This window comes from Psychrobacter sp. ANT_H3, from assembly GCF_027919975.1.
Classification (GTDB): Bacteria; Pseudomonadota; Gammaproteobacteria; order Pseudomonadales; family Moraxellaceae; genus Psychrobacter; species Psychrobacter maritimus.
Genome location: NZ_JAQISM010000022.1, coordinates 59,564 through 78,417 on the forward strand (window position 1 = coordinate 59,564; position 18,854 = coordinate 78,417).

At 42.0% G+C, this 18,854-nt stretch carries 20 protein-coding genes and 2 pseudogenes; 17 read left to right on the forward strand and 5 right to left on the reverse strand.

What is annotated here, in order from left to right:
- Window positions 1-42: 42 nt before the first annotated feature.
- The 13 genes from PG901_RS11040 to PG901_RS11100 all read left to right on the forward strand — a co-directional run bounded on the left by PG901_RS11040 (window position 43) and on the right by PG901_RS11100 (window position 11,905).
- Entirely contained in the window at window positions 43-369 is a 327-nt protein-coding gene (locus PG901_RS11040) for a hypothetical protein (protein ID WP_011959984.1), read from the forward strand.
- A 163-nt stretch (window positions 370-532) separates the two neighbouring features.
- Entirely contained in the window at window positions 533-805 is a 273-nt protein-coding gene (locus PG901_RS11045; protein ID WP_011959985.1) for a hypothetical protein, read from the forward strand.
- Between the two features lie 61 nt (window positions 806-866).
- Window positions 867-1,490, forward strand: a complete 624-nt coding sequence (locus tag PG901_RS11050; protein ID WP_271134421.1) for a c-type cytochrome — start codon at window positions 867-869, stop codon at window positions 1,488-1,490.
- Window positions 1,491-1,655: 165 nt separating this feature from the next.
- Window positions 1,656-2,294, forward strand: a complete 639-nt coding sequence (locus tag PG901_RS11055; RefSeq protein ID WP_062844971.1) for a DUF411 domain-containing protein — start codon at window positions 1,656-1,658, stop codon at window positions 2,292-2,294.
- Window positions 2,295-2,388: 94 nt separating this feature from the next.
- Entirely contained in the window at window positions 2,389-4,095 is a 1,707-nt protein-coding gene (locus tag PG901_RS11060) for a copper resistance system multicopper oxidase (RefSeq protein ID WP_238050473.1), read from the forward strand.
- Between the two features lie 25 nt (window positions 4,096-4,120).
- Window positions 4,121-5,233 (forward strand): copper resistance protein B, encoded by a 1,113-nt coding sequence (locus PG901_RS11065; RefSeq protein ID WP_271134422.1) that lies wholly within the window; start codon window positions 4,121-4,123, stop codon window positions 5,231-5,233.
- Window positions 5,234-5,328: 95 nt separating this feature from the next.
- Complete coding sequence (locus PG901_RS11070; RefSeq protein WP_037059145.1) at window positions 5,329-5,805, forward strand: DUF305 domain-containing protein; 477 nt, start codon at window positions 5,329-5,331, stop codon at window positions 5,803-5,805.
- Between the two features lie 150 nt (window positions 5,806-5,955).
- Entirely contained in the window at window positions 5,956-6,111 is a 156-nt protein-coding gene (locus PG901_RS11075; RefSeq protein WP_201555241.1) for a hypothetical protein, read from the forward strand.
- A 115-nt stretch (window positions 6,112-6,226) separates the two neighbouring features.
- On the forward strand, window positions 6,227-8,845 hold the full coding sequence (locus PG901_RS11080; protein ID WP_271134423.1) for a copper-transporting P-type ATPase: 2,619 nt from the start codon (window positions 6,227-6,229) through the stop codon (window positions 8,843-8,845).
- 80 nt (window positions 8,846-8,925) lie between these two features.
- On the forward strand, window positions 8,926-9,210 hold the full coding sequence (gene tatA / locus PG901_RS11085) for a Sec-independent protein translocase subunit TatA (RefSeq protein ID WP_011959992.1): 285 nt from the start codon (window positions 8,926-8,928) through the stop codon (window positions 9,208-9,210).
- Window positions 9,211-9,265: 55 nt separating this feature from the next.
- The gene (gene tatB, locus PG901_RS11090; protein WP_011959993.1) at window positions 9,266-9,652 is read left to right on the forward strand and encodes a Sec-independent protein translocase protein TatB; all 387 of its coding nucleotides are present in this window, start codon (window positions 9,266-9,268) and stop codon (window positions 9,650-9,652) included.
- The gene (tatC, locus tag PG901_RS11095) at window positions 9,649-10,518 is read left to right on the forward strand and encodes a twin-arginine translocase subunit TatC (protein ID WP_011959994.1); all 870 of its coding nucleotides are present in this window, start codon (window positions 9,649-9,651) and stop codon (window positions 10,516-10,518) included. The genes tatB and tatC overlap by 4 nt, the downstream gene beginning before the upstream one ends.
- A gap of 97 nt (window positions 10,519-10,615) precedes the next feature.
- A complete protein-coding gene (locus PG901_RS11100; RefSeq protein WP_100271371.1) occupies window positions 10,616-11,905 on the forward strand; it encodes a hypothetical protein in 1,290 nt (429 codons plus the stop codon).
- Between the two features lie 274 nt (window positions 11,906-12,179).
- Here the strand turns inward: PG901_RS11100 and PG901_RS11105 are convergent, their stop codons facing one another.
- Both PG901_RS11105 and PG901_RS11110 read right to left on the reverse strand, forming a co-directional pair.
- On the reverse strand, window positions 12,180-12,494 hold the full coding sequence (locus PG901_RS11105) for a putative quinol monooxygenase (RefSeq protein WP_201567797.1): 315 nt from the start codon (window positions 12,492-12,494) through the stop codon (window positions 12,180-12,182).
- 143 nt (window positions 12,495-12,637) lie between these two features.
- A pseudogene (locus tag PG901_RS11110) lies at window positions 12,638-12,759 on the reverse strand (metal-sensing transcriptional repressor); the annotation flags it as partial.
- Window positions 12,760-13,225: 466 nt separating this feature from the next.
- Here PG901_RS11110 and PG901_RS11115 point away from each other — a divergent pair.
- Window positions 13,226-14,221 (forward strand): zinc-dependent alcohol dehydrogenase family protein, encoded by a 996-nt coding sequence (locus PG901_RS11115; protein ID WP_271134424.1) that lies wholly within the window; start codon window positions 13,226-13,228, stop codon window positions 14,219-14,221.
- Window positions 14,211-15,227 carry a zinc-dependent alcohol dehydrogenase family protein gene (locus tag PG901_RS11120; RefSeq protein WP_201567799.1) on the forward strand — a complete coding sequence of 339 codons (1,017 nt, stop codon included), beginning with the start codon at window positions 14,211-14,213 and terminating at the stop codon, window positions 15,225-15,227. Before PG901_RS11115 ends, PG901_RS11120 begins: the two co-directional genes overlap by 11 nt.
- Before the next feature lie 98 nt (window positions 15,228-15,325).
- Here PG901_RS11120 and PG901_RS11125 read toward each other — a convergent pair whose 3' ends face one another.
- Window positions 15,326-16,225 carry a LysR family transcriptional regulator gene (locus PG901_RS11125; RefSeq protein WP_271134426.1) on the reverse strand — a complete coding sequence of 300 codons (900 nt, stop codon included), beginning with the start codon at window positions 16,223-16,225 and terminating at the stop codon, window positions 15,326-15,328.
- A gap of 135 nt (window positions 16,226-16,360) precedes the next feature.
- On the opposite strand from PG901_RS11125, the gene PG901_RS11130 reads away from it, so the two are divergent.
- On the forward strand, window positions 16,361-17,101 hold the full coding sequence (locus PG901_RS11130; protein WP_102094239.1) for an SDR family oxidoreductase: 741 nt from the start codon (window positions 16,361-16,363) through the stop codon (window positions 17,099-17,101).
- 73 nt (window positions 17,102-17,174) lie between these two features.
- A complete protein-coding gene (locus tag PG901_RS11135; RefSeq protein WP_271134425.1) occupies window positions 17,175-18,173 on the forward strand; it encodes a zinc-binding alcohol dehydrogenase family protein in 999 nt (332 codons plus the stop codon).
- A gap of 96 nt (window positions 18,174-18,269) precedes the next feature.
- On the opposite strand, the pseudogene PG901_RS13660 reads toward PG901_RS11135, so the two are convergent.
- Window positions 18,270-18,440 (reverse strand): annotated as a pseudogene (locus tag PG901_RS13660) (hydrolase or metal-binding protein); the annotation flags it as partial.
- A gap of 236 nt (window positions 18,441-18,676) precedes the next feature.
- Window positions 18,677-18,854 (reverse strand): LrgB family protein (locus PG901_RS11140; RefSeq protein ID WP_271134427.1); only part of this gene is annotated, 178 nt, incomplete at its 5' end.

Here is an 18,854-nt window from a genome sequence, read left to right on the forward strand (position 1 = left end):
TCCTACTTAAACAGTTTGTTATTTATCTTTAAAGGGTCTTATATGAAAAATTATAGTTCATTAAAAAAAGCAGCTTTGCTTTCAGTATCGATGTTAGTGGGCATGTCAGCGGCCAATGCGCATACCACAAACTTAGATGCTTCTGTTCTCGGTAATTGTGATGCGCTCACTAGTTTTGCAAGAAACGCAGATCATAATGATGCACAAATGTCCAAAGAGCAAAAGAAAAGTTATGTCGACGCCAGAGTGGCTTGTCAGGTTCAACATCAAGATCAACATTTGCAGTCTGAAAAGTATTTTGTAAAAAAATATGGTAGCGATCGTGATAGAAATGCTGAAGCCATATTAAATGAATATATCGCGCATTAGAATCTAAAACAGTGAGAATGACAGCATTGTAATCTAAAGCAGTGAGAATGACAGCATTGTAATCTTAACGTCATCTACCAGTCAGAATGATTAATGTATCATTTAGGCTGGTTTAACAGCTATTGAACTCAATAGCCTTTAATCCAAACAATAGGAGTTAATCATGTCACAATTTAAATTACTGTCTAAATCAATCGCAATGACGGCTATCGCCCTTGTTGTATCAACCTCAGCGATGGCGCATGACCCTAAAATGCATGCTGAAAAAGATCAAATGAACTGTGAAAAAATGCAAAAGCATATGGATATGATGGGAAAAATGGATCATAGCAAGATGGACATGAGCGATCCTGCCATGAAAGCGATGATGGCTAACATGGGTAAAATGAAGCAAATGTACCAAAAACACTGCGTTACTAACGACAGTAAATCTTAAAAATTTTAGCTCTGTTAAATAGCAGTCAACACTTAACGGAAATAAATTGTTAGGAAAACATATGAAATTTTTATTGGGTGCGCTCTTTACCGTATTTGTGGCAATCGTTAGCGTGTTTGCGGTTGTTACTAGTGGCGTTGTCAATGTGGGAGCTGACCAAGAGCATAGCCCAATGATGTTTAGCTTTTTAGAAACTGCTCGCAATCGTTCCATAGAAAATGCCAGTAAAGATATTGTGGTACCAGATTTAGAGAAGGTTGAGCTAATCAGTTCTGGTGGCGCGGACTATAAGGATATGTGTGCAGGCTGTCACTTGTCTCCGGGAGTGGCACAAACTGACTTTAGTGAGGGCTTATATCCAAAGCCGCCCAACTTTACCAAGGCTGATATTGTCAAACGTTATCAAACAGAAGACGGTGCAAAGCAAGGCTTTTGGGCAATTAAGCACGGTATTATGGCATCTGGAATGCCTGCGTGGGGCGCGTCCCATGATGACGGTAGAATGTGGGCAATGGTAGCCTTCATTAGATCGTTACCTGAATTAGATGAAAGCCAATACACGATGCTAACCACTAGGATAGATGGCGATATGATGGACATGTCATTTGACGGTGATATGAATATGTCAGATGGTGGTGATATGGGTATGAATATGTCGGATGATGGATCTGGAATGCAGCATTAATACTTTCTAGATATGAAAGCCTCCTAACTCACGGTTGTCGCTATTAATAATGCAGTACTGAACAGTGCTGCATTTAATGTTTTTAGTTAAGTACATAAGAATTCAAATATAGGGTGTAAGTTTTTAGAATATCGAGCATAACAATAGACGTTTAGGAGTAATTTAATGAGACATTACACACATGTGCTTTCTAATGGACATAGCTGGTTATCCGGTCGTGTCCTTTTATTGATGGTGACATCGTCACTCTCGTTAACGCTAGCCGCTTGCAGCCAATCTAATACCAGTGGCTCTGATTCTCAACCAGTAAAGGTTGAACAGTCTGCTACCCAGAATGCACAAGTACAAAATGAAAGTTCTGCTCCTACAAATGCTCCCGTTAACAGCTCGTCATCATTACTCAAAAACGTCTCAGCCACGGTTTATAAAGATGCCAACTGCGGCTGCTGTAAAGAATGGGTAGGCTATGCAAAAAACAATGGATTAAGTGCAACCACGCACGATGTGGAAGATCTATCCTTATTTAAGGAGCGTTATGGCGTACCACAGCAAATGCGCTCTTGTCATACCACCGTTACCACCGACGGTTTTGTCTTTGAAGGGCATGTCCCTGCTAAACACATGGCTGAATTCTTAGCAAATCCTCCTGCACAAGCTATTGGACTTGCCGTACCGAGTATGCCGGTTGGTAGCCCCGGTATGGAGTATGAAGGTAAATTCATGCCTTATAAGGTAATGCAGCTTAATAAAGACGGCACCACAGAAGTCTATGCTGCTATTGAGTCTCCTCAGCAGCAGCTGTAGTGTTGGCTTAGATGTGAATAGATTCTGTTAAATATCGAAAATATTATAACTATAAGCTTAACCACCATCTCTCAAATTAAATTAGGTCATCATTATGAATAAACAGAACATACTGAACCGCCGACGTTTTTTAACCGGATCCTCTGCTGTCCTTGGTGCTTCATTGATGCCGACTATTGCTAGTAGCGCATTGGGACAATCGAGTCGCTCAGGCAGTCAGGGCGCTACTATTAACAGTGATAAACCCGATCATAAAGTACCCATACTGACAGGCAAAGAGTTTGATCTTTATGTCAGCAAAAAACCCATCATTGTTGATGGCAAGTCAAGCACGGCGACGCTCATTAATGACTCATTACCAGCGCCAACGCTAAAAATGCGCGAGGGCGATACGGTAGTGATACGCGTCCATAACCAAATGAATGAGTCGACCTCTATTCATTGGCATGGTCTACTAGTACCGTTTGAGATGGATGGCGTGCCCGGCATTAGTTTTGATGGTATACCAGCAAATAGCACCTTTACGTATAAATTTACGCTGAAACAATCTGGCACTTATTGGTATCACTCGCACACTGGATTCCAAGAACAAACCGGTATGCGCGGGGCCATCGTCATTGAGCCGAAAGGGCGCGAACGTCATCCTATCGAGGAAGACCATGTCATTTTGCTCAGTGATTGGACGCACCGTGACCCGCACAACTTGGTTAAACTATTAAAGCAACGCGCAGACTTTGATAATTATCATTTACCAGATTTTAAAAAGCTACTGTCCGATATTGCCGCAACAGATCTAAAAGCTGCTTTTGATAAGCGCAAAATGTGGAATCAGATGCGGATGATGCCGACAGACTTTACTGATCTGTCTGGTGAAAAAACCTTTACCTATCTGATGAATGGTAAAACCACAGCGGCTAACTGGACGCAACTTGTCAAGGCTGGACAGCCTGTCAAACTACGTTTTATTAATGGTTCAGCGCAGACGATATTTGATGTACGCATCCCCGGCCTAAAAATGAAAGTCGTCGCGACGGATGGGATTGATGTCAGTCCCGTCGATATCGATGATTTCCGTATTGGGGTGGCCGAGACTTATGATGTCATCGTGACGCCCACTAAAGACGCGCATACCATATTTGCTCAAAACATAGATCGGTCAGGCTATGTTGCAACAACACTTGCTACCAAAAAAGGTGCTCGTCCTGCGATACCTGCTATGGACAAAATCGAATGGCTGACGATGGCCGACATGATGGGCGCCATGGGATCGAATGGCTATAACGCTAAACATGCCAAAACAGAATATGACTTTAAGTCCGATATGCGCGTTGATAGTCCGCGTATGAACCTTGATGACCCTGGTATTAATCTACGTAACATTGATAGAAAGGTTTTGAATTATAGTCAGTTGCGCTCTGTCGGCGATGAGATAATGGCAGAGCAGCGCAAACCCACCAGAGAGATTGAAATACATCTGACGGGAAACATGGAGCGCTATATTTGGGCTCTAGACGGGGTTATGTTCAAAGATGCCGCACCGGTCAATATTAAGCCCAACGAGCGCGTACGTATTACCTTAGTCAATGACACCATGATGAATCATCCCATGCATTTGCATGGTATGTGGAGCGATCTGCGGATGCCTTCAGGTGAGTTTCAAGTACGTAAGCATACGATAATGGTACAGCCTGCACAAAAGATAAGCTTTGATGTCACCGGAGAAGCTGGCAGATGGGCATGGCATTGCCACTTGCTCTATCACATGGAAGCAGGGATGTTTAGAGAAGTTGCCGTTGTTTAATAAACCTTCGAATATGAGCCTTATTATGAAAATATATAAAGTAGGTCTACCGTTTATTGGCATGTCATCTTTGATGCTACTAATGTCACCTTTAGCAAACGCTGCTGAGATGTCGAACATGGATCATGGCAGTATGGACATGTCTGGTATGGATATGTCAGATATGGATCACAGCAGCATGGATATGTCTGGTATGGGCATGTCGGATATGGATCATAGCAAAATGGATATGTCTGGTATGGACATGTCGGATATGGATCATAGCAAAATGGATATGTCTGGTATGGACATGTCGGATATGGATCACAGTGGCATGGATATGTCAGGCATGGACCATGGCAGTATGGATATGTCAGGCATGGACCATGGCAGTATGGATATGTCAGGCATGGACCATGGCAGTATGGATATGTCAGGTATGCAAGGTGGTAAAGCTCCAGCTGATGCTCGCAGTCCTGACTATTCAAACGGTGTTCCCTATGGTCGCTTTGGTAAGCCTGTGATGATGGGTAGCTTACCGTTATGGGGCGTATCAGTAGACGATCTGGGCTATCAATTTGACGATGATCAAATCAATTATGAGTTTGATACGTGGTACGGTACAGACAGCAACCGCGTAACGCTACGTAGCGAAGGTAGTATCCAAACTAAAGATGATAAAGAAATTGATAGCTTAACCTCACTATCTTACTGGAAGCCACTTAGTATTTTTTGGAATGGGGAAGCCGGTGTTGCTTATGATACCGAAAATGATAAATCTGCCGTGATGGCTGGTATTGCAGGCACTGCACCTTACTTCATCGAAACCGATGCTAGAGCTTATTTATATACTGATGGGCAAGTTCGTCTAGATCTAGGTGCGGAGTATGAGTGGCGCTTAGATCAACATTGGGTAGTGATTCCAGAAGTAGAGCTGACGGCATTTAGCAAAGATGATACAGATAACCATATTACTAAAGGCTTTAATGAGTTTGGGGCTGACGTTAGGCTTACTTACGAGATGTTAAGTCGTCAGCTCGCGCCTTATGTGGGTATCAGCTATGAGACCGCTTTAGGCAACGCAAGAGATTTGCGACGTCAAGAAGACGAAGCTGTTGATTCTAGTAGCGTTACAGCTGGTGTGAAATTTTGGTTCTAGTGTTAACCATGTAAGTAACAACAGTTTATAACACTAGCTCTAAAAAAAGGCACCTCTTTATTTAGGTGCCTTTTTACTAAATTAAGGACAAGAATATGAATAACCATATGGATAATAAACAGAAGCAAATGAACCCTTATGTAAAGTTCACAATCATGATTTTAACATCGACAGTCGTGATGTTTATCATGATGTATTTTAATACTTATCAATGGGATCACGTTTATTTTAGCGAAACCAGAGCTTATATGGCGTTATATATGGGCGCTATGATGGCTATTATTATGCTCGCCTTTATGACCAATATGTATAAAAAGACTAAGGTCAATCTAATGGTTTATGGGATTAGTGTCGTGCTATTTGCCTTTGGTTTATGGGGCGTTAGATCACAACAAACGGTCGATCAAGTGGATTGGATGCAGGCGATGATACCGCATCACTCGATTGCTATTTTGACCAGTTCGCGTGCTGATATCGAAGATCCACGTGTACGCCAGCTTGCTGATGACATTATCGAAGCACAAAAGCGTGAAATCGGTGAGATGCAAGCGCTTATTGATGAGTTGGAATAGGCAGTCACAAATTTTGAGCACTTTGTATTAGGTGTTATTAAGTAAGCAGACTATTGAGAGGTGTACGTTCACACACTAGCACTATATCATTACTTATACTAAGGAAATAACAAACAAGGAGTCCTTGTAATGGTTATTATGATGCACGGTATGATGAACGGGACTATGCACGGCATGATGAATGGATCGATGCACGGTATGGGTTGGGGAGAATCTATTGTCTCCTTATTGTTTACAGTACTGGTTTTTGCGGTACTGATATTGACTATTATGGCCTTACTCAAATATTTGCGTAATAAAGATTAAGTTCCAATTGAAACTTAATTTTCGAGATATCTAGATTAGTAATTAGATGAATAGCAATTAAAGGTTGATGATTGTGCTTTAAAAGCTTTATTTATTGTCTTCAAGGAGTGATTTTATGAAACATATTGCCGATGAAAAATCTATCAAAGGTGGTCAGTACGATAAAGTGCCAGAAAACTATAGTGGTACGGTTTATATCTGCCCGATGCATCCTGAGGTTAGAGATACTGAGAAGAGCGATTGTCCGATATGCGGCATGTTTCTCAAACCTGAAGACGAGGTTGCTGAATCCAACAGTAATGAGGGCAGTCATGCGCATTGTCATAAAGCGGATGCTAATAATAGTACTGAGTTAAAGTCTGTCGAAGGCAATAAGTACGACAAGATACCAGAAAATTATAACGGCACGATTTATATTTGTCCTATGCATCCAGAAGTAAGAGATGTTGAAAAAAGTGACTGCCCAATATGTGGCATGTTTCTTAAACCTGAAGACGAAGTTGCTAAAGATGATAGTCACGCCAGTTGTCATGGAAAGGATACTGATAGTAGCGGAGTAAAATCTGTTAAAGGCGGTAAATACGATAAAGTACCTGCTGATTACGATGGCACGGTATATACCTGTCCTATGCATCCTGAAGTGAGAGACGTTAGAAATAGCGGTTGTCCGATATGTGGTATGGCGCTTGAGCCCGAAACGCTTACTATCGGTGAAGAGGACACCTCAGAGCTTGACGACATGACTCGTCGTTTTTGGATATGTACCGTGTTGACTGTACCGCTATTAATATATGTGATGAGCGGTATGTTTGACTTAAACGTAGTTAATTTTAGTCAGTATGGTATCTCTTCAAAGATCTTACAATGGGCTGAGTTAGTGCTCGCGACCCCTGTAGTGCTTTGGGGCGCCGCCCCGTTTTTCGTCCGTGGCTGGCAGTCTATAAAAAGCCGCAATCTAAATATGTTTACCTTGATTGCGATAGGCGTAGGCGCTGCTTATATTTTTAGTATTGTCGCGACCTTTTTCCCCGATATTTTCCCAGACAGTTTCAGAGATGCCTCTGGTCAAGTCGGAGTCTACTATGAAGCGGCAGCGGTCATTGTGACCTTGGTGCTACTGGGTCAAGTATTAGAGCTCAAAGCTAGAAGTCAAACTTCAGGTGCGATTAGAGCTTTGCTTGAGCTCGCACCACCAACCGCAAGACGTGTCGATGAAAACGGTGAAGAAGTCGAAGTCTCGCTTGATGAGGTCGTCACTGGCGATAAGCTACGGGTTAAACCAGGTGAGAAACTACCCGTAGATGGTACAGTGATCGATGGTAATAGTAATGTTGATGAATCAATGGTGACGGGTGAGCCAATCCCTGTATCAAAAGTAGCAGGAGATACAGTGACTGGTGGTACGGTAAATGGCACCGGAACGCTATTAGTCGAAGCGGTCAATGTTGGAGCAGATTCAGTATTATCTAAAATTGTACAAATGGTTGCTGAAGCCCAGCGTAGCCGCGCGCCTATCCAGCGCTTGGTAGATCAAGTGGCGGGTTGGTTCGTACCTATTGTTATTGTCAGCTCTATCATAACCTTTATTGTCTGGGCGATATTCGGCCCTGAGCCCGCTATGACCTATGCTTTGGTTAACGCGATTGCGGTACTGATTATTGCTTGTCCTTGTGCCCTTGGTCTAGCGACGCCGATGTCCATTATGGTTGGTACCGGCAAAGGCGCGCAAAACGGCGTCCTCATCAAAAATGCTGAAGCGTTAGAGAGTATGGAAAAAGTCGATACCATTGTCGTCGACAAGACCGGAACACTGACCGCTGGTAAGCCCGAGCTTACCGCAATTGATGCGCAGGTAGGTCAAGATGAAGACGAGTTCCTCGCATTGGTAGCCTCAGTAGAAAGCGCTAGCGAGCATCCTTTAGCAGAAGCTATCGTTAGAGCAGCTCAAGAAAGATCACTCATTATTCCTAAAGCTACTGACTTTAATTCGACTACTGGCGAAGGCGTACAAGCCGTGGTCGATGGTAAGAAAGTCGCTATTGGTAACTCTAAGCTTATGGAAAGCCTAAATAGTTTTGATAATGAGCTGTCCACTAAAGCTGATGTCCGTAGAAAAGACGGTGAAACGGTAATGTTTGTGGCTATAGACGGTAAAGCTGCTGGTATTATTTCAGTTGCTGACCCTATTAAACCAAGCACTAAAGAGGCTATTTCACTGCTTCATGACGCAGGTTTAAAAGTTGTGATGCTAACCGGTGACAACGAAAAAACCGCGCAGGCAGTCGCCAATAAACTAGGTATTGATGAAGTTCATGCGGATGTCTCACCAGAGGATAAAAACCGTATCGTCAAAGAAATGCAAGACAGCGGTAAATTGGTCGCTATGGCGGGTGATGGTATCAACGACGCACCAGCGCTAGCGCAAGCTAATGTTGGTATCGCTATGGGAACCGGTACCGATGTGGCGATGGAGAGTGCGGGCATTACCCTGCTAAAAGGTGATTTAATGGGCATTGCCAAAGCTTATAAGCTTAGCCACGCCACCATGCGCAATATCAGACAGAATCTGTTTTTTGCCTTTATCTACAATGCACTTGGTGTTCCTATTGCCGCAGGTGTGCTCTATCCCATATTTGGGCTTCTGCTCAGTCCGATGATAGCAGCGGCAGCGATGAGCTTGTCGTCATTCTCGGTGATTGCTAACGCGCTGCGATTGCGCCGTTTGAAACTATAATTCTGGTACGGTAAAAAGTGTTCTAAAGCACACTGACACATACTGGTCTAAACAAGATCACAAAATATAAGGATACCGTTATGGGCAGCTTTTCTATTACACATTGGCTGATTTTATTGGTCGTAGTGGTGGTCGTATTTGGTACTGCCAAGCTTAAAAATGCAGGTAAAGATTTAGGCGGTGCGGTGAAGGGTTTTAAAGAAGCGGTCAAAGATGAAGAACCCGAGAATGCTCGCAAAAATCATGTGCTTAGCCATGAAAATAGTACGCCAGCTGCAAGTAATGATTTAAATACGCGTGTAGGTAATCAGGCTGATGATATGGAAATCAGCCCTATTTCCACTGATGACCAGCCTAAAGTATGAAGCGCGCCGCTTATAAATAGCGGCACTAAGTAGTCTATTAATATATGTGACTGTTATGTTTGATATTGGGTTTTCCGAATTACTCTTGTTTGGCGTCATTGCTTTAATCGTATTGGGCCCAGAAAAACTGCCGCAAGCCGCACGTACCGCTGGGCAATGGTATGCCAAACTGCGCCGTACAGTATCCACTCTACAATCTGAAATAGAAGCTGAGCTTGATCTAGCTGAAACACGTCAACAAATGCAAAATGAACTTGCGAAAATCCGTCAGACCGAGTCGGATATGAAGCGCGAATTAGCAGAAATGCGTGGCAGTATGCAAAAGTTTGAGCAGTCACAGAACCAAAGCCTAGACGCTTCACATCAGTCAATCACCCCTTATGCTAAAGACCATCAACAGAATACTACCTCCTCGTTCATTAAACAGGAGGCGGATCAGTGAGCCTATTTAAACGGCAAAAAAGTCGACAAGAAAAAATAACAGATATAGAGTTTGAGGCGCCAACAGATACAACACAGAATAGTGAGTCTGGAGATACGTTAGGTACGCTTGGCGATATGCCTATTACCGGACATTTAATCGAGCTGCGTACGCACTTAATAAGAATATGCGTGGTCGTCTTAATTATATTCTTAGTATTGGTGGGATTTTCACGCGAGCTTTATAATCTTTTATCAGACCCATTAGTGGCGCAGTTACCCATCAATTCGACCATGATTGCCACTGATATAACGTCAAACTTTATGGCACCCATTCGCTTAACGATATTCGTCGCCGCATTTTTAGCAATGCCTTATATCCTGTATCAAATTTGGTCATTTGTAGCTTCCGGCTTATATAAAAAAGAGAAGAAAATTGCCATTCCTGTACTGCTATCTTCGATATTTCTATTTTATGCTGGTGTTGCTTTTTCCTACTTTGTCGTACTCAAAGGGGTATTGAAATTTTTTATTATGTTCGCTCCGCAGAACGTTATACCAATGACCGATATTGACAGTTATCTGAGCTTTGCCCTCAAGCTATTTATGGTGTTTGGACTGACTTTTGAGATTCCAGTGGTTACCTTATTGCTGATAATGGCCGGAATCGTTTCTACTCAAATTTTAGAAGATAAGCGTCGTTATATCATAGTCGGCTGTTTTGGGATCGCCGCGGTAGTGACACCGCCTGATGGTGTATCAATGCTGTTGTTGGCGATTCCTATGTGGCTATTATTTGAGCTGGGTTTACTCTTAGCAAAGATATTAATTAAAAATGAACGAAATAATGATTTAGTCTCAGGGAATGAAACATTAGAAAGTAGCTAGCACTACTTAAACACGCCAAGAACCTTTTTTACTTTTTACTTTTTACTTTTTACTAGAGTATGTCAGCGTGAGTACTCTACTTAGCGACGGACTCTAAATGGAACACCCAACTAATAACAACGAAAAAAATGACGGTCTTGCAAATCGACTTAACCAAGAGTGCTACTGCATTACCCTTGATCGTAAAGCGCTTAATACAAGCCTTCAAGATCAATTGGTAGAAACTAGAAACAATCCAATAGGAGCGAACGAGCTTAATAAGCTTTTTTCAGCAACACCCGTGTTCGTTCCCAAAACAGAGATAGAGGCGATGGAGCGAATCGTCAGGGCTATCGAGTCAGCTGCCGAACTGCCATTGTATCAAGAGCAAGTGCTGTCGTGGGCACCAGAAATAGCTGCTTTCGACCCAGGCCCAATAGGGGCCCTCATGGGTTATGACTTTCACTTGGGTAGCGATGGACCTCAGCTCATCGAGGTCAATACTAATGCCGGTGGCGCATTTCTGAATGTGTTGCTCGCTCGCGCACAAAAACGCTGTTGCAACCCCTCAGAGCAAAGCGCTGCAACCAATCAAATGCTAGATAGGTTCGAGGAAGCAGTGTTTGACATGTTCAAACAGGAATGGCAGCGACAGTCCGCTGTTGTTATGCCCAATCGGATAGCCATTGTGGACAATGACCCCGAGAGTCAGTTCATGTTCTTAGAGTTTGAGTTAGCCTGTCAACTGCTCCAAGCTAGAGGTATTGATACTGTGATACTTGATCCCTCTGAACTCGAGTATATCGACGGTACGTTAACAGCCCATGGCCAGAAAATCGATATGATTTACAATCGGCTTGTCGACTTTGCATTTGAGGACCCTGACCATGTATTGCTTAAGCAGGCTTATTTAGAGGGTGCTGTGGTAGTGACACCCAATCCCCGCGTACATGCTATGTTGGCCAATAAGCAAAACCTGACATTGCTATCAGACTCCCAAATATTGCGCTCTTGGGGTCTGGATGAGGCTGCAGTGGAGTGCCTCGAAAGGTCTGTACCGAGGACTAAGATTGTATCAAGAGACGATGCAGCAGAGTTGTGGCTTACTCGGCGGCAACTGTTTTTTAAGCCAGTTGCTGGTCATGGAAGCAAAGGCGTTTATCGCGGTAGCAAACTGACTCGACGCGTCTTCGAAAACATTCTGGATGAAGATTATATCGCACAGACCTTTGTCCCTGCAGGAGAGAGATCACTCAAAATTGATGACATCGTAACAACAAGAAAGGTAGATATACGTCTTTATACGTATGGCGGAAAACTGTTACTACCTGCTGCGCGTGTGTATCAAGGTCAGGTGACTAACTTCCGTACGCCAGGCGGTGGATTCGCGCCTGTCTTTCAGGTGTGATCGTCTAGGTCTTATTTAGATGGCATTAGGCTGTTATAAGTCCGGTTAACTAATTCAATATTCGGTGGTGTGTCAAAAAGTATGCTGATTAAAACTTGAACAATTTTTGAAGCCTTGAAAGCCCTATAGAATCAGAGAACTTAGCATAGATTTCTTATTGACTTCTATCGCCAGCATACTTTTTAGAACACCACCGAATAAAAAGCCTCTGACAAACCTCACAGGGTTGAAGTGCTGCCTTTCATTCAAAATTTCAGGCAGCACCCTCATACATTTAAGTGTCGGTATGACCTGGTAGTTTACTAGCCAAAACATCTACTTTTTCAATAGACGGTGGCTCTGAAAATAGCTCATCGGCCTGATCCATCAAAGCAGCTGCAACCTTGCCAGATAAATGTGCTTGGCGACCCGCCTCATCAGGAAATGCATCAAAAATACCAAATGTTGCAGGTCCAAGACGTAGGCCAAACCACGCAACTGTCGCAGGTTCTTCCATTACAATAGGTAAACCGGCTTTAAGGAAAGCTTCCACTTCATCTTCTTTACCTGGTTTAGCTTCAAGACGGACATATAAAGCTGTTTTAAGCATGACTAAAACTCCATAATTATTAGAATTAAAACTGATTCTGGCATTTCTAATATATGCATGTCAGACAGTTTTGTTGTATAAAAGTTAAAAAAAATTTCCCATAGCTGAGCCAAAATCTGGGTTTTTATTTCGACATAATGCTATTGCTGCAGAGTTGCACCACATTCCACATTGTCTTCTAACGCTTTTTCAATCGCTTGCGTCTGACCTTTGATCTTTCTGACACGTAGAAGAATCTTTTTTTGTCTTCAACCTGATTAGGCATAAGACCTCCTTATTTGCTAGCATTAATACTATAGTACCCATAGTATAAAAAGAGCAATATTTTTTATAAATCGAAAATCAAAAAGATCTTTAGTGAAAATTTTCTATCCCTGTTTTTAGTTTTTTTTAAATTAACATCATAGAGCTTATGCGAAAGTCACAAAAAAATGGGACTTTTAGCTCCCATTTTTTATTTTGGCTAATGTTCTTTGTAATGCTGTGACCTTTTAGAATTATGTTTCAAATTTTAGCCACTTTGTAGATATTTTGAACGTTTCAAGCCTTGAAAATACTACCGACAGTTTAGATTAAACTGCCTTTACAGACTGTACTAGAATATTTTTAGTGAGCGGATGATATTCATTATTCATTATTTAGGAATTATTAAATCCTATAAATATCATTTATTGGATTAATTTACTTTGGTATTGTGCATATCATCCCCCAGTTAAGAATAAGGAACAACTATGAATAAGATGATGAATGCGCTTATCCTAGAAAATTTTGGTGATCATGAATTTACACGTGTAGAACTCCCTATACCTCAACCAGAGGCTGGGCAAGTTCTAGTACGTATTCATGCCAGTGGTGTAAACCCTATTGATTATAAAATTCGTCTTGGTGAAGCAACATATGCTATGCCAGAGCTTCCTGCCGTGTTGGGAACGGATATGGCTGGGGTTGTAACTGCTGTTGGTGAAGGTGTCACCCACTTCAACGTCGGAGATGAAGTTTACGGTCTGATTGGTGGCGTCCGTGGTCTTCAAGGATCTTTAGCAGAATATGTTGTAGCAGATGCTGATCTGATCGCATTAAAGCCACGGAATATCTCTATGCGCGAGGCAGCAGTACTACCATTGACGTTCCTCACCGCTTGGGAAGGTTTAGTGGATAATGCGAAGGTCCAACCAGGGCAAACTGTACTGGTTCAAGGCGGTGCTGGTGGCGTTGGTTATATGGTTGTTCAGCTTGCAAAAGCACTTGATGCAAATGTTTGGGCGACTGGTCGTACAGCTGATCAATCACTGATTTCAGAACTCGGTGCAACACCTCTCGATTACACATCAGCATCTACCGATGACATTATTGCTGCAAGCCCTGAGGGTCAAGGTTTTAACATTGTTTACGACACTGTGGGTGGTCCAGTACTCGAAGCTTCACTTTCCATGACGACTCACTATGGCCACATCACCAGCTGTGCTGCATTTGGCAATCATAATTTAGCGAGTTCATCTCTACGGTGTGCCACACTGTCTGGCGTATTCATCCTATTGCCGATGTTAACAGGCAATCGCCGTTCTCATCATGGTGATGTCCTTAAGATCGCTACTCGTCTCGTTGAGGAAGGTAAACTGCGTCCTATTGTTGATCCTCGTCATTTTACTCTAGACCAAGCGATTGAGGCTCATGATGCTGTTCAAGATCGCTCTGCCAATATTAAGGTAGTTATTGATGTCATTTAACGCACTTCAGGCCAAGACTTGGCGCTTCAATTGTATTGGAGATACAGATGTTCTGACATTAGAAACACTTCCTGTTGCTTTACCAGCCGCAGGAGAAGTTCTAATACAGATGAAAACCATCGGACTCAACCGGGCTGATGTAATGTTTCGGCGTGGTACTTATATTCAAAAGGCAGTATTCCCTTCTCGTCTGGGATATGAGGGAGCAGGCATAGTTCTTGCGATAGGTGAAGGTGTACGCCAATTTTCTCCAGGAGATGCAGTATCGATTCTTCCAACTGACAATCTAGCCAAATATGGGACATATGCGGACAAGCTTCTGATTCCAGAAAATTTTTTAGTTCACAAACCCGATAGTTTAAGCTGGGAAGAAGCTTCTTCAATCTGGATGCAGTATTTGACGGCTTGGGGTGGTGTAATCCATGCTGGTGGATTATCGAAAGGAAAAACGATCTTGATCACAGCAGCTTCAAGTAGCGTAGGACTAGCTGCGATACAGATAGCTGAAGCAGCGGGTGCTAAGGTCATTGCAAGTACACAGACGATAGAGAAAAAGCAACGTTTACTGGATCTCGGTGTTAAAAATGTTATAGCCAGTGAAGATGAACCCGATTTGTATGAGGCCCTTGTTTTACGTTTAGGTGGAGAACATCTTGATGTCGCCTTCGATGCTGTAGGAGGGCCACATATTGAACAGATTGCAAAAGCGATGTCTGTAGGAGGAACTATGGTTATGCATGGTGCACTTAGCCCGGAGAACACACCATTTCCCCTTAAAATTGCATTACGCAAGAGCTTAACCATGCGAGGTTTTTTGTTCCTTGAGGTTCTCCATGACCCTGTTCTAAGGGAGCAAGCCAGACGATTTATTCTGAGCAGTATAGGTGCAGGATATCTTCGTCCAGTGATCGACCGTTGCTTTAACTTTGAGGACATGCATGATGCTCAGCGCTATCTTGAATCAAATCAGCAAATAGGAAAAATTGTAGTTACTCTGAATACATGATGGTCTTATCTGATGTCTACTTTCTAGAAAAAAGGTTAGGCGTGTCCCTAATTCAAGCGTTTATGACTAAATGGGGACACGCCCTAGTTCCATCTGATTCAGGTTTCTATACGGCCCAGCACTTCCACTAAGTAATCAAACAATGCTCGGATTCGCAAAGGTGTCGGGCCTCGCTGTGGACGATATAAATAAAGGCGCCAAACGGGAGAGGTTTCCTCATGAAGTATCTGAATGAGCTTACCACTCCTAAGCCACGGCAAAACTAGAAATCCAGGCATGTGTCCGAATCCAACTCCAGCGAGAATAGCTTGAAATTCAGCTTCTAGATCATCTGTAATAAAACGAGGCTTTGATGGCGTAAAGCTTCGACTTTCGGTGAATGTCCATGGCCAGTAACGCCCTGTTTTATGATCGAATAGTGCTGTTAGAGGGTATTTATCAAGGTCAATAATTTTTTTGGGCATTCCAACCTTATCAATTAACTCTGGCGTACCCACAGAATAAAATTTCACTTTAGCCAATTCCCTTGCCACATATCGATTGTCCGGCAAAAATCCAAATCTGATCCCGATATCTATCCGCTCATCGATCACATCCGAGTGTGAATCTGTTAGCACACATTCCACGACAATATCTGGGTAACGTGTGGCAAATTCTGCTAGTGCAGGTACTACCAATTTCCGCCCTAACACAGACGACACAGTAAGGCGGACAGTCCCACGCATTTCATCTCGTTTTTCCTTGGTGTCTTTTACAAGCAAAGCATCGATCGATTCCACCGCAAGACGTGCTTGCTTTGCCAGACGCTCACCATCAGCGGTAATTTTAATTTGTCGAGTACTCCTGTAAAACAAAATCTCTCCGCGCTGCTCTTCTAGCTCTTTTATTGCCCGTGTCACTACCTGTGGGGAAATACCCAGTTGAGTTGCTGCCTCTTTAAAATTTCGAGACTCTGCTGCGACACAAAAGATACGCATCATTTCCAATTTGTTCTGCATGTCCAATCCTGTGTTATAGTAATTATTCCGTAAATAGGAATTCTGAAAGATAATATTATTCATTTATTATACCTAACAAGGCTGTAATACTTAACCCATCAAATATGATTGACAGATAGGTTGAAGGTTACTTGTATGAATAATATAGAAAATAAAGTTATTGTTATCACTGGTGCAAGTAGTGGTTTAGGTGAAGCTACTGCTCGCTTACTTGCTAAAAAAGGTGCAAAGGTTGTAATTGGTGCTAGACGTACTGAAAAATTAGAGGCTATTGTTCACGACATTCGTGCTGAAGGTGGTCAAGCTGAATTTATTGGTATGGATATAACCAAACCACATGAAGTACAAGCACTTATTGAAAAGGCATTAAGCGCATTTGGTCAAATCGATGTATTGGTAAACAATGCTGGATTAATGTCTATTGCACCATTAAGTGAGCTAAAAGTTGATGAATGGGATCGTATGATCGACATTAATATTAAAGGTGTTCTTTATGGTATAGCAGCTACCCTACCTGTTTTCCAAAAACAAAACTTTGGACACTTTATTAATCTCGCATCTGTTGCAGGGGTAAAAGTATTTAGTCCAGGAGGTACTGTTTATAGCGGTACTAAGTTTGCTGTAAGAGCCATCTCAGAAGGCCTTCGTCATGAAGTTGGGGGAACAATTAGAACGACTACTATTGAGCCTGGTGCAATTGAGTCAGAACTAAAATTCGGTTCTTCTCATAAAGAAAGTTCAGAGTTTGTTACTGATTTCTACAAACAAGCCATACCAGCTGACTCAGTCGCTCGAGCAATTGCTTATGCAATTGAACAGCCTGCGGATGTAGATATTAATGAAATTGTTTTGCGCCCAACGAGCCAAGAGTTTTAATTATTGAATAACATAAAATGGGAGCACTTCGCTCCCATTTTTACTATATTTTTTTAAAGTTGAGGACAAATCTATGAAAGCCGTATCGTATATTATAAATAACCATGATGATTTTAAAAATTCATTGGTAGATATTGAAAAAGCGAAGCCTACACTTAAGGAGCGTGATGTACTGGTAAAAGTTCAGGCAATCTCTGTGAATCCAGTTGATACTAAAGTGAGAAAAAATTCGTCTGAAGCAAATAATCGTATTTTAGGTTGGGATGCCGTTGGTGAAATTATTGAAATTGGCTCAAAAGTTACCTCGTTTAAAGTAGGAGATTCTGTTTGGTATGCTGGCGATTTAACCCGAGATGGTAGTAATGCTGAGTTTCAAGCAGTCGATGAACGAATTATCAGTCTTAAACCAATTACAGTATCTAATGCAGAAGCAGCAGCATTGCCATTAACTGCAATAACTGCATGGGAAATGCTGTTTGATCGGTTTCAAATTTCAGAAACAGAAGTTGGCAGTATTCTAATTATTGGTGGTGCAGGCGGTGTAGGATCAATCGCTATCCAACTCCTAAAAGTAAAAACAAATCTGACCGTTATAGCAACAGCTTCACGTGAAGAAACGAAATCTTGGGTGGAATCACTTGGTGCCGACCATGTCATTGATCATAGCAAAGATTTAAATGCACAAATCGAGACACTAGGCATTGAAAAACCAAAGTATGTATTCTCTACAAATCATACAGAAACCTATATCAAGCAAATAGTTTCTCTGATTGCACCACAAGGCAAGCTTGGATTGATCGATGATCCACAAACATTTGATATTATGCCGTTTAAGACTAAATCTATTTCTATCCATTGGGAGTTGATGTTCACCCGTTCAATGTATGAAACCGATGATATTGAAAAGCAAGGTGATCTCTTGCAACAGGTTGCCCAATTAGTTGACCAGCAAAAAATTAGAAGTACCCTTAACCAAAATCTAGGCAAAATTAACGCTGCAAACTTGGAGAAGGCGCATAAGTTACTTGAATCAGGCAAGTCAAAAGGCAAAATTGTACTAGAAAACTTCTAAAATAAGGGAGCCCAAGCCCCCCTCAATTAGTGACTAGCCAACTTGTTCAGAATCCATTAATTGACTTACCAAGCTGACTAGATAATTCAACTGTGCTCAATTCACAGCTCTGATACTCTGCTGCAATCCCTGCTGAATATCCTGCACAACCCCTTCATGCGAAGCTTGTTGCTCTACCAAAAAGCTTCGCTCTTGTTCAGGATAATATTCCTCTAACACATCTAGCCCTTCCTCTATATCCGTTTCAAACCTTGCATTCGCAAAACCTGAACCGCCCCGACTATGTCGGAGCGGTTCAGTCATTTATTTTTATTTGATCTTAAATAAGATAAGTTAATAGGTTGAAATTTAAAAGGAATAAAGCTCATTACATTTAGTTAAAGTCGAATTAACTTTAGAAAGAAAACGGAAATTCATACGTTTTTTTATTGTTTATCTGTTAGTGATAATGGCTGTTATTATATCTATTCTTAATATGGATTAGGGTCTCTATATATATTTGTTTAAACTTGCCCAAATAACATTACGCCATGTATTAATGAAGGGCCTAAGAATACCATAAATAATCCCGCTAAAATCATTGTTAAACTGGCTATAACGCCCTCGTCCTCATTGCGCTGACTTGCCCGAGCTGTACCAAAACCGTGTGATGCATTACCAAATGCGATTCCATTTGCAAGG